Here is a 12,300-nt window from a genome sequence, read left to right as displayed (position 1 = left end):
ATAGTTTAACACTGACATCAGAACCAAATACAAATTTCAATTATGTAGTTGGAGACAACATCACAACTTTGGATACTTATACAGTTGGAGCTGGATATAACATTTCCATGCAAGCAGGACAAACTATAAATCTTTTATCTGGTACCCATATTCAATTAAGAGCAAATTATCATGCTTTTATTGCACGTTGTACCGAAGGTGATGCTACTTCTAAAATTTTTAATGATAATCAAAATCAAAAAGAAATGGTTTTAGATTTAGATATGGAAGAAAGAAAAACTTTGGATAAGCAAATTGATATATATCCAAATCCATCATCTACATACATCAATATAGATTCAGGAAATGATAAAATCACTTCTTGGGAATTATTTGATGTTTCAGGGAGAAGTATTCTGAAAGGAACTTCTAATCAAGTAAATGTGCAAAGTTTACCAAGAGCCACATATTTATTAAAAATAAATACTAAAAATAACCAAGTCACCAAAAAAGTTCTTGTAAAATAATATAAGGAGGCTCAATTGCTAGAGCCTCTTTTCTTTAGATTTATTAACAATAAAATCATTATAAATTTACCATGAAAAAACAAATTTTATCATTAGCGATTTTTGCTTCGGCTACATTATCTGCACAACTTTATTCTCCGAACGGAGCACCCGTTACCTCAAATCCTATTACCGGAAATGTTGGGATTGGCGTTTCGGACCCATCATCAAAATTACAAGTTGAGGGAGATATAAGTGTAACAGGAAGTTCAATTTTAAATGTCGGATTTAATACAACTGATAAAACCAATGGCATTTCAAATTACGGATTATCATTATTAGGAATATATCCTACAGGAATTTCAAATGGTACAGGTCCAGGAACTAATCTTTCGGGATATTTTGGCGTAAGTTTATCTACAGGAACCCAGGAAAGGATTAGAATAGATCGTACAGGAAATGTCGGAATTAATACATTGAATCCTACGAGAAGATTAACCGTGAATGGTGACATTTATGCAATTGGGAGTTCTGCTTTAAGTTTACAGGACGATACTAGATTTGATGTTACGACAGCTGATGTCCCTGTACTTAATTCTACAGTATCCATGCCACATTACGGTATTCTTGCTGCATCTGTGACAGCTGGTGCAGAATTATGGATGGCAGGATTTAAAGGTGTTAGGATATTTACAGGAGGTGAGTCAAATCCAAAATTCTTTATTAATACTAATGGTAATGCTTATCTGCAAGGGAAATTAGAAGCAAAAGAAATAAAAGTAACACTTACCCCAACTGCAGATTTTGTATTTGAAGAAAAATACAATCTCCCAAAATTAGAAGATGTTGAAAAACATATCAAAGAGAAAAAACATTTACCAGAAATTGCTTCTGCAAAAGAAATGGAAAAGGAAGGTGTAAATGTGGGTGAGTTCCAAATTAAGTTGTTACAAAAGATCGAAGAATTAACTCTCTACACGATTGAGCAGAATAAGATGATTAAAGAGCAACAAAAGAGAATTGAGACGCTTGAGAATTCTAATAATAAACAAACAAATAAGTTATGAGAACAAAAATATATATCGTTTTTGCTCTGCTTTTCTGTTTGTTAAAAACGTTTGCACAATCATATGAAGAGCTATACTTGCAGGAAGAAACCACTCGTTTAAACCAAGTGCAGATTATAGAAAATGAAATTCAAGTTTTTATTAATCAGAACATCAATGCTTATGATTTTACAGAAGTAATAAACAATGTAAATAACATGAAAGATGAAGATGGAAATTCTTTATCGGGGAATTCTTATCAAGAAGCATTACTTTACGCAAAAAAACAAAAATTAAGAGATGTTTTTTTTCAACAAAACCCAGAGAAATTAAAATATTTTTATGCTACAACACTTAAACAACAATGTGTGAATGGTGGTTTTGAAACTGGAACAACTGCAGGATTTAGCATGGGAACTAGAGCTTACAATCCGCCAAACTGGTCGGTTTACAATATGTTTCCTCCAGCCTCACCCCAATCATTTGTTACTTTGGTTGACAATACGGTTCCAGATCCATTAATTGGTTCAGCCCTAGCGAGGGTGAATACCGGAACATATGCAATTAGGGTGAATAACAGTGTTAATGGGCAATATGATGTATCAATGCTTACAAGACAGTTTGTAGTAAATGAAAATAATATCAGCTTTGCATACGCTTTGGTTTTTGGAGATTCCATGAGTCATTTTGCTACCGGAGATAATCCTTATTATCAAGTAAGATTACTAAATAGCAATAACATTCCTGTTTACACTCGAAATGTAATGCTAAATCCTGGCAATACATTTTTTATCAATCAACAGAACACTCAGATATTTTATACCAATTGGTTATGTGAGCGTATAAACACATCTGGATTGATGGGACAGACTGTAACACTGCAAATTATCATGGCAGACTGTGGTGGAAGTGCACACTGGGGATATGGATATTTTGATGATTTTTGTGGGTTTACATGTAATCAACCTGCATTTAATCCAAATATTTCCTTAAACCCAATCATTAGGGGTTGCCCAACCTTTCCCCTTCCAATTACTGGCAATATCTCTTTGCCTAATAATGCTTTTTTTACAAATGTTACTATACAAGTTCTTGACAGCTCTAATAATGTGGTAAGTACCATTATTAATTCATCTGCACCGAGTGGTTTTTTTTCTACCAATCTTAATTATGATAACTTTTACCCAAATGGTTACAACATTAATACAGATTTTAACATTAGAGCACTTTTGAATTACACAATTAATGGAGTATCACAAACACCTATTATTGCAAATAACACTAATCCACCAGGTCCTGATGTTTCTTTTAAAAACTGTCCTACACCATGTAGAGAAGATTGGTATTTTACAACTAATCAGCCGATTCAAACATCAACAAATTTTCAGGCTAGTTGCTGCATCACCTCCGAATCTTTAATAAACCCTAATCTTAACGTAGAATTTAGAGCAGGATATGAAATAATATTAAAACCAGCCCCAAACGGAACTGCAGGATTTTATGCTACAAGCCATCAATCTGGTAATTTTCATGCATATATTGCCCGTTGTGATGAAAGTAATAGTTTTTCAGAAGCTCAAAGAAAACAATCAAAAACAATTACAAAAAGCACTTCCATTGAGTCATACATTAAAATACACCCCAACCCTACATCCACATACATCAACATAGATTCAGGAAATGAAAAGATCATTTCTTGGGAATTATTTGATGTTTCAGGGAAAAGTATTCTGAAAGGAAGCTCAACTCAAGTAAATGTGCAAAGCTTACCAAGAGCTGTCTATTTACTAAAAATTAATGTTAATAATAAAATAACCACTAAAAAAGTGATTGTAAAATAAAGACAGTACATCAAAAAAGTATAACAAAAAAGGTTCAGAATAATTCTGAACCTTTTTTGTTATTTCTAAATCAAGTTGATTATTTATTAAATAACTCTTCAACTTTATCCCAGTTGACTACTTCAAAGAATGCAGCTACATAATCAGGTCTTCTGTTTTGGTAGTTTAAATAATAAGCATGTTCCCAAACATCTAATCCTAAAACCGGAGTTCCTTTTGAATCTGCAATTGGCATTAATGGATTATCCTGGTTTTGAGTAGAAGTTACAGATACAGATCCGTCTTCATTTTTCACCAACCAAGCCCAACCCGAGCCAAATCTTGTTTTTGCAGCATCAGAAAAATCATTTTTAAATTTTTCAAGGCCACCGTAATTTTCAATAGCAGCTTTTACACTTCCCACTGGCTCTTTGCTTCCGCCTGGAGTTAAAATTTCCCAGAATAAAGAGTGATTGAAGTGACCACCTCCATTATTTCTAACTGCCGGCTTTTCAACACCGTTTCTACAGATATCTTCAATTGACAATTCTGCAAGATCAGTTCCTTCAATCGCTTTATTTAAATTATCGATATATGCTTGATGGTGCTTTGTATGGTGAATTTCCATAGTTTTTGCATCAATCGTTGGCTCAAGAGCATCGTAAGAGTATCCTAATTTTGGTAATTCAAATGACATAAATTTAATTTTTAATGTTAATAGGTAAATTTAGCCAATATTTAAGCCAATATCAACAATTACAGATTATTTTAATAAATCTTTAACATTGATAAATAATTAGGAATTTTAGATTTACACCAAATAAAAAAGCACAGACCAAAATCTGTGCTTCGTTTAAACAATATTAATATATCTATCTATTCATAGACATTAAAAATTCTTCGTTGTTCAGAGTACCTCTGATATTTTTATTTACAAATTCCATGGCTTCGACAGGATTCATTTCTGAAAGATATTTTCTGAAAATCCACATTCTCTGTGAAGTTACCTCATCCAGCAATAAATCATCTCTCCTTGTACTGGAAGACACCAAATCAATAGCAGGATAAATTCTTCTGTTGGCAATTTTTCTGTCTAATTGAAGTTCCATGTTGCCGGTACCTTTGAATTCTTCAAAAATAACCTCATCCATTTTAGAACCTGTATCGATCAATGCGGTTGCAATAATTGTCAGCGATCCGCCGTTTTCAATTTTTCTTGCTGCACCAAAGAACCTCTTCGGTTTGTGTAACGCATTTGCATCTACACCACCCGAAAGAACTTTTCCAGACGCTGGAGTTACGGTATTATAAGCTCTTGCTAATCTGGTGATTGAGTCTAATAAAATAACCACATCGTGACCGCATTCTACCATTCTCTGGGCTTTAGCCAAAACAAGGTTGGCAACTTTCACGTGCTTATCTGCTGCTTCATCAAATGTAGAAGCGATTACTTCTGCATTTACACTTCTTTCCATATCGGTAACCTCTTCAGGACGTTCGTCAATCAAAAGTACCATCATATAAACTTCAGGGTGATTGGCTGCGATAGAATTGGCAATATCTTTCAGCAACATTGTTTTACCGGTTTTTGGCTGGGCAACGATCATTGCTCTCTGACCTTTTCCGATTGGCGCAAATAAATCAACGATTCTTGTAGACATCGTAGAATTATCTCCAGAAAGATTAAATTTCTCTTCAGGGAAAAGCGGAGTTAAATATTCAAAAGCGACACGATCTTTAATGAATGCCAAATCACGCCCGTTAACTTCAACCGGCTTTAATAAAGAAAAATATTTTTCACCTTCTTTCGGCAAACGCACAATACCTCTTACCGTATCCCCTGTTTTTAACCCAAAATTCCTGATTTGTGCAGTAGAAACATACACATCGTCCGGAGATGAAATATAACTGAAATCTGAAGACCTCAGGAAACCATAGTTATCAGGTAATATTTCTAATACGCCTTCAATACTAACCATTCCGTCGAAATTGAATTCTTTTCTGGATTCATTCTCTTCCTGTCTTTCAGAATTTCTGTTCTGATTCTGATTAGGGTTTTGGTTTTGATTAGGATTAGAATTCTGGTTTTGATTGGGATTCTGATTATTGTTTTGGTTAGGATTCTGATTATTATTCTGATTCCTGTTTTGAGGGTTCCCACCGTTTTGCTGCGGTTGGTTTGGTCCTTTTTGATTAGGATTCTGACCTTGTTGTTGTGGTCTTTTAGGTCTTTCTTCTCTCGCCTGTGTCGGAGCCGGAGTTGCAGCTTCAGCTTGAGAATCTGTATTTGCCTGAGTTTCTACTTTTTCCTGAACCTGATTTTCAGGATTATTAGCAGGAGCTACTCTTTTTCTTTTTTGTTTTGATGCATTGTTCAAAGGCCTTTCTTCGGTCTGCTCTTTTGCATCTTCCTGAATCGCCGCTTCTGCAGCAGCTGGCTTTTCTTCAGCTGGCTCGTCTTTTTTCGCAGGTTCTGCTTCTGCTGGATTTTCGGCAGCAGCTTTTGGTCTCGGTGCCTTTTTGGGAGCAGATTTTTTAGGTGCAGCTTTCACTGTTTTTTCTGCTGTGGCAGGTTTCTCTTCAGGTTCTGTGTTACTTTCTGTGGTATTGAAGTAATCTTTTGCAACTTTAGGGTTAGAAGCCTGAAAATCAAGAACAGCGAATATTTTATCATTATCTGTGCTGTTTCTTGCAACCTTAACGCCTAAATCTTTTAGAATTTTAGCCAATTCCGTTACGGATTTTGACCTTAACGTTTCTATGTTAAACATATATAAAGTAAAAAATGTAATTAGTTGTGAGTAAGAAAAGTAAGTCCGGTGACTTTTGTTTTCAAGTACATTGTATATTGCAAATCTACACTTATTTTTGAATTGTGCAAAATTTATGTTATTTTTGCATCTGAATTTAAAATTCTATGTTACAAAGAATACAGACTATTTGGATTTTACTGTCGGTTTTAGCGGCAGCTTTCCTATATATTACAGGACAGGATGTAGAAGTTTTCGGAAAGACTCCGATAATCAGCATCCTATCAATTGTTTTGGTTTTGGTAGGCGCATTTAGTTTGTTTAGCTTTAAAAACAGAAAAAGACAAATCATGCTGAATACCATCAGCATCATTATAAACGCTTTGTTGATTGGTATATTGTTGTACTGGGTGCAAAACTTATCCGGAGGAATAGATTTTCCTGAGAAGGGTATTGAGCCGGTTTTCCCATTGATTGCGGTAATCTGTTTGTTTTTGGCAAACTTATTTATCAAAAAAGATGAGAGGCTCGTAAAATCTGTAGACAGACTTCGATAACTTAACAATGATTTTTTTTGAGTAAGAACAGCTTCCTTTGGGAGCTGTTTTTTTTACTTATACAACAGATTCGTACAGATGCAGAGTTTTTATTTAAATTTGCCAAGATCACATGATTGTTATTTGACAAAGTATGATGCAACAATTCATTAAAAACTTCGACATATCCATTTAAAATAAATATTTAACATGAAAAAACTCACTTATCTTATGCTGTCTCTTTTCTCTGCAACTGCTTTTGCACAGGAAGTTTCTACCGAAAGAATCAAAACCGTCATATCAACTCTTGCTTCTGACGAAATGAAAGGCCGGGAAATCGGAACTGCTGAAAACGACAATGCGGCAAAGTATATCGCTCAACTTTTTAAAGAAAACAATTTAGAATACTGTACGGGAAATTCTTACCTCGTTCCATTCAATTATAAAGGAAAAATAGCTTACAATGTTTGCGGAATCAAAAAGGGTAAATCTGAAAAAACCTTAGGCTTTTCTGGACATTTTGATCATATTGGAGTGAGCAAAAAAGAAGGCGATGATACTATTTACAATGGTGCAGACGACGATGCAAGCGGAATTACAACATTGGTAGGCGTCGCAGATTATTTCAAAAACAAAAAACCGGAATTCTCAATGCTTTTCATGGCATTCAACGGTGAAGAAAAAGGTATGTTGGGATCAACAGCCATATCAGAAGATAAAAATTTAGACAAAATATATCAAAATCTTTCTGCTCTTTTTAATTTTGAAATGGTAGCAACTGAATCTGAATTTGGTAAAAATGCAGTATTTATCACAGGAGATGAATTTTCTGACCTTGACGAATTATTTAATGAAAATGCAGTAAATGATCTAAAAATCTACCCCGATCCTTACGCTTCAGAGCAGTTATTTTACAGATCAGATAACGTAAGTTTTGTGAAGAAAAAAATCATCGCTCATTCTATTTCTACTGCAGATATGAGCAAAATTAAACATTATCACCAGGTAAACGACGATATTAATGTGGTGGATTTTGAAAATATGACACAGCTTATTAATAATTTCGGGAAAACTCTGGAAAAATTAAACCCAAAAAACTTTAATCCAAAGTATAACGATAAAGTAAAATTCAATTAAAACCGTCTTATCATTATATTTTAATTAATTTTGCTATCCAATTATATTGAATGAACGAATATAAAAAAATACTGAAATTTGCCAAACCGCATCAAAAATACATTTACGGGAGTTTGTTTTTTAACCTTATGTATTCTGCTTTTCAGATTGCTTCTTTAGGGACGATTCTTCCGGTTTTAGGAATGCTTTTTGGAACTATTAAACCAGAAAAATACGAATCTGCGCCCGTTTACTCGGGAGACATCATAGATTTCTTCACCTATTTAAAAGAATACTCTAATTACTATGTTCAGAGTTCTGGTTACTGAATATGGTTCTTTAAAAGTATTGGCATGGCTGTGTATCATCACTGCATTCATGTTTTTACTAAGAAATGTTTTCCGTTATTTAGGTTCTTTTTTACTGATCAATTACCGGGTAGGTGTTACCAAAGACCTTCGTGGTGCGATGTACCGAAAAATTCTTTCTCTTCCTGTATCATTCTTTACAGAAAGCAGAAAAGGAGATATGATGTCACGGATGTCAAATGATGTTGGTGATGTAGAAGGCAGTATCTTGGGAAGTTTGGTAGATCTTATCAATGCACCTTTTATGCTTATCAGCACATTGATTACTTTATTCTTTTTAAGCCCGGAAATGACGCTCTTTTCATTATTAGTTTTACCAATCATGGGAACAATGATTGCCCTTATTGGAAAAAGCCTTAAAAAAGATTCTCACGAAGCTCAGAACGAGATGGGAAATATCTTTTCTATCGTCGATGAAACCTTAAAATCGAATAAAGTCATTAAGATTTTTAATGCAGAAAAAATAATGAACAACCGTTTTATGCAGTCGATGCAGAAATGGATTAACAGTTCAATAAGATTAGGCAGAAAAAAGGAATTAGCATCGCCCATGAGTGAGTTTTTAGGATCTGTTACTTTCTTAATTATTGCGTGGTATGGCGGAAAACAAATCATTGTAGAACAAAACATTTCTCCTGCTGATTTCCTTGTATTCCTGGGTATTTTCTTCCAGATTTTACCGCCAGTTAAAAGTTTGGCAAGTTCTATCTCTAATGTACAGAAAGGCGAAGCTTCTCTCATCAGAGTATTGGAAATTCTGGATGCTGATGTGAAAATAGAAGAAGCTGCAGAACCGGTTTCAATTTCTAATCTTGAAGCTCATATTCAGTTCAAAAACATTGGTTTTTACTACGATAAATCTAATTTAATTCTTAAAAACTTTAATCTGACTATTCCGAAAGGGAAAACAGTTGCACTCGTGGGGCAAAGTGGAAGCGGAAAAACAACTATCGCCAATCTTTTAGCACGATTTTACGATGTTTCTGAAGGCGAAATTTTGATTGACGAAACCAACATCAAACATTTAAAGCTCGTAGAATACAGGAAGCTTTTGGGTATGGTTACTCAGGAATCAGTTCTGTTCAACGATACGGTTTATAACAATATTCTGATGGGTAAACCAGAAGCCACGAAAGACGAAGTCATCGCTGCAGCCAAAATTGCCAATGCAGATTTATTCATTTCTCAACTTCCGAACGGTTACGACACCAATATCGGAGATGATGGAGGAAAACTTTCCGGTGGCCAAAAACAAAGGGTTTCTATTGCACGAGCAGTTCTTAAAAACCCACCGATTATGATTTTGGACGAAGCTACCTCCGCTTTAGATACAGAGTCTGAAAAATTTGTACAGGATGCGCTTGAGAAGATGATGGAAAACAGAACGTCTTTAGTGATTGCTCACAGACTTTCTACCATTCAAAAAGCCGACTGGATCGTTGTAATGGAAAAAGGCGATATTGTGGAACAGGGAACTCACCAGGAACTTATGACAAAACGAGGAACCTATCACAAGCTGGTAGAACTTCAGAATTTTGATTAAATCTTTTTAAATTCAATTTAAAATGAACCCCATACAAGAGTACTTCTTCAGAATTGACGAGCCTGAAAGAAGTACTCTTTTGTTTTTAAGAAAGAAAATTTTAGAATCCGACCCGGAAAACATCACTGAAACTTTAAGTTTCGGGCTTCCCTTTTTTAAGTTTAAAAAGAAAATGCTGTGTTACCTCTACTACAGCAAAAAGTATAAGAAACATTACATCAGCTTTTATCACGGCGATCGATTAGATCATGCTGAACTGATTTCTGAAGGCAGAAAGAAGTTTAAAATTCTTTTGATTGACATGAAAGAAGATTTGCCTTTGGGATTTATTTTAGAGCTCATCAACGAGGTCAAACTTCACATCAAATAAAAAAGAGAAACCTATCAATGTTTCTCTTTTGTTATTTCAAGTTATGTGATGATTATTTTCTGATAATTTTATGTTTAAACTGAGTTCCACCTTCCAATATAATATCAAGCAAATATGTTCCTGATGGATAAGCTGTGAGATCAACTTTTGAATCTTTTACTTCACTTAATTTCCTTCCTTCAATAGAATAAACGATGATATTCTTTACTTTCTTATCTGATTTGATGTTCACAAAATCTGATGTAGGATTCGGAAAAACAGAGACATCAACCGTTGAAACATCTTTCACCGCCAAAAGCTGATTATTACTCTGCATGTAGATAGAAAGTACAATTCTGCCATCCTGTCCGTTAAAAACAGCAGTCGGAACTTCATATTTTAAAGTATGATTTCCTCCCGAAAGTGATAATGCCGTAAAACTTCTAATAGGAACAGAGTCTCCGGGACACCAATTATTCCAAGCAGTCCACCAAGCGGGGCTCTGCGGATAGTTACCATAAATTCCATTACCCTGAGTATTATACATTCTGTAGGGCTCACAAGATTTACCACCGGGTGTAAATGTTAACATTGAAATATCATCTAAATACACTAAGTTTTGTCTTCTTACATATTCTTCACCACCGGAATTTGCACCATGTGGAGTCGTAATGATAAAAAATTTGGCATTGCCTGTACTTTGATTTAAATTAAAATTAACAAGCCTTACAGTTTCTCCTGCTTGATCAGTATTATTATAATTATTCAACTCGTTAGAATCTAATAAAGGCAATAGATTATTATATTGATTAGGAACTGCAGGATCATTGTAGGTGACAAAATTAAGCGTTCCTTCAAAAACATCATTTCTGCCGCTGCATCCTGCAACTTGTGTATTGGCTGCATAAGGAACTCCAAAAACATCAAGTTCTACCCACATATCATACATATTCCTAAGAGCAGTATTTCTAAAAACAGAGTACAGATTATCTACTTCATAGGTGTATGGTACTGAAGTAGGAGAAATGTTTTTGTTCATGAATGGCGTTATATATCTTCCAATTTCAAATCTTTTTACGGCAGGATCATTGAGCGTATAAGTCGTTTGGTTTTTCGGAACTAAAGCGATATGTATTCCACCAATTCTGTCATAATTATCACACAACGCTCCGATCGTTACATTCAGCTGAATTTTATTTTGAAAAGAATTCAGTTCATTATCCGTCAGCTTTTTAGCATATCTGTAATTGGCAAGCCTTATTGTATTTGAAGGAACCGGGTTGGTAACGTTGCCTGCATAACCATCATAAAACACTATTTGAGAAAAAACATTGACTGTAGTTTGTGCTTGTGTAATTAAAAATGATAAGAATAATAAAATAGAAAGTAATAATTTTTTCATATACACTAAATTTGTAATATTTTTGTCAAATATCTAACAAAAACACCAAATAAACAAGAATAAAAACATAAAAAATTCAAAATAAATAAATTATTCCAAATCATCTATTACTTAAAAAAATTTTAATATTTAAACGAAAAAAAGAGAAAACGTTGATGTTTTCTCTTTTATAAATTATATTTTACATTTTTTATTAATCTTTCATTCTGGCGATCACATCGATTCCACCTTTGGTTTTATCGCCTATTTTGCAGATAATCTCGGTATCTAAAGGCAGGAAAATATCCATTCTTGAACCAAATTTGATAAATCCGAACTCATGCCCTGCTTTTGCCAGATCGCCTTCTTTACAATAGAAAACAATCCTTCTCGCTACATAACCTGCAATCTGTCTGAAAACCACTTTATGATGGGTCATGCTTTCTACTGCAACGGTCGTTCTTTCGTTCTCTGTAGAAGATTTTTCGTGCCATGCAACCAGATATTTTCCTGGGTGATATTTTTTGTAAATTACATTTCCTGAGACCGGAAAACGACAGATATGTACATTTAAAGGTGACATAAAGATAGAAACCTGAATGGCTTTTTCCTTTAAAAACTCAGTTTCCTCTACTTCTTTGATCATCACTACTTTTCCGTCTACTGGTGCAATTACATTTTCTGTATGATCTAAAATATCACGATTGGGAACTCTGAAGAACCAAAAAACCAGACCGTAAACAATGAGTAAAGGGAGAATGATCAGTAACGAATACATTTCCAGAAAATAAATGGATAAGGCAGCAATGATCGCAAACAGTAAACTGGCAACTACAATGGTACCTTTCGATTCTTTATGTAATTTCATAAATGGATATATCTAATTGTATGTTTTAAACTTTATAT

Annotated in this window: 10 protein-coding genes and 1 pseudogene; 7 read left to right on the top strand and 4 right to left on the bottom strand. The window is 34.3% G+C overall.

What is annotated here, in order from left to right; all coding sequences use genetic code 11:
* Positions 1–68 precede the first annotated feature (68 nt).
* The 3 genes from ACZZ9T_RS05060 to ACZZ9T_RS05050 all read left to right on the top strand — a co-directional run bounded on the left by ACZZ9T_RS05060 (position 69) and on the right by ACZZ9T_RS05050 (position 3,372).
* Entirely contained in the window at positions 69–506 is a 438-nt protein-coding gene (locus ACZZ9T_RS05060; protein WP_463441186.1) for a T9SS type A sorting domain-containing protein, read from the top strand.
* 71 nt (positions 507–577) lie between these two features.
* Positions 578–1,552 carry a hypothetical protein gene (locus ACZZ9T_RS05055; RefSeq protein WP_463441185.1) on the top strand — a complete coding sequence of 325 codons (975 nt, stop codon included), beginning with the start codon at positions 578–580 and terminating at the stop codon, positions 1,550–1,552.
* Positions 1,549–3,372 carry a T9SS type A sorting domain-containing protein gene (locus ACZZ9T_RS05050; protein ID WP_463441184.1) on the top strand — a complete coding sequence of 608 codons (1,824 nt, stop codon included), beginning with the start codon at positions 1,549–1,551 and terminating at the stop codon, positions 3,370–3,372. Before ACZZ9T_RS05055 ends, ACZZ9T_RS05050 begins: the two co-directional genes overlap by 4 nt.
* 79 nt (positions 3,373–3,451) lie before the next feature.
* On the opposite strand, the gene ACZZ9T_RS05045 is transcribed toward ACZZ9T_RS05050, so the two are convergent.
* Positions 3,452–4,048, bottom strand: coding sequence for a superoxide dismutase (locus ACZZ9T_RS05045; RefSeq protein WP_463441183.1), 597 nt, complete (start codon positions 4,046–4,048; stop codon positions 3,452–3,454).
* 175 nt (positions 4,049–4,223) lie between these two features.
* Positions 4,224–6,122 carry a transcription termination factor Rho gene (gene rho, locus ACZZ9T_RS05040; protein ID WP_463441182.1) on the bottom strand — a complete coding sequence of 633 codons (1,899 nt, stop codon included), beginning with the start codon at positions 6,120–6,122 and terminating at the stop codon, positions 4,224–4,226.
* Positions 6,123–6,268: 146 nt separating this feature from the next.
* Here rho and ACZZ9T_RS05035 point away from each other — a divergent pair, with 146 nt between their 5' ends.
* From ACZZ9T_RS05035 to ACZZ9T_RS05020, 4 genes and pseudogenes are all read left to right on the top strand, one after another.
* Positions 6,269–6,658, top strand: coding sequence for a DUF4293 domain-containing protein (locus ACZZ9T_RS05035; RefSeq protein ID WP_463441181.1), 390 nt, complete (start codon positions 6,269–6,271; stop codon positions 6,656–6,658).
* A gap of 189 nt (positions 6,659–6,847) precedes the next feature.
* Entirely contained in the window at positions 6,848–7,774 is a 927-nt protein-coding gene (locus ACZZ9T_RS05030; protein WP_463441180.1) for a M28 family peptidase, read from the top strand.
* A 50-nt stretch (positions 7,775–7,824) separates the two neighbouring features.
* A pseudogene (locus tag ACZZ9T_RS05025) lies at positions 7,825–9,664 on the top strand (ABC transporter ATP-binding protein).
* A gap of 22 nt (positions 9,665–9,686) precedes the next feature.
* Complete coding sequence (locus ACZZ9T_RS05020) at positions 9,687–10,034, top strand: DUF1801 domain-containing protein (RefSeq protein WP_463441179.1); 348 nt, start codon at positions 9,687–9,689, stop codon at positions 10,032–10,034.
* Between the two features lie 52 nt (positions 10,035–10,086).
* On the opposite strand, the gene ACZZ9T_RS05015 is transcribed toward ACZZ9T_RS05020, so the two are convergent.
* A complete protein-coding gene (locus ACZZ9T_RS05015; RefSeq protein ID WP_463441178.1) occupies positions 10,087–11,415 on the bottom strand; it encodes a peptide-N-glycosidase F-related protein in 1,329 nt (442 codons plus the stop codon).
* 193 nt (positions 11,416–11,608) lie between these two features.
* Positions 11,609–12,262, bottom strand: a complete 654-nt coding sequence (locus ACZZ9T_RS05010; protein ID WP_463441177.1) for a phosphatidylserine decarboxylase family protein — start codon at positions 12,260–12,262, stop codon at positions 11,609–11,611.
* Between the last annotated feature and the right edge of the window lie 38 nt (positions 12,263–12,300).

Source organism: Chryseobacterium sp. AC417 (assembly GCF_979258215.1).
Note: the sequence above shows the minus strand (reverse complement) of the source record. Positions and strands in the feature narration are given on the sequence as shown.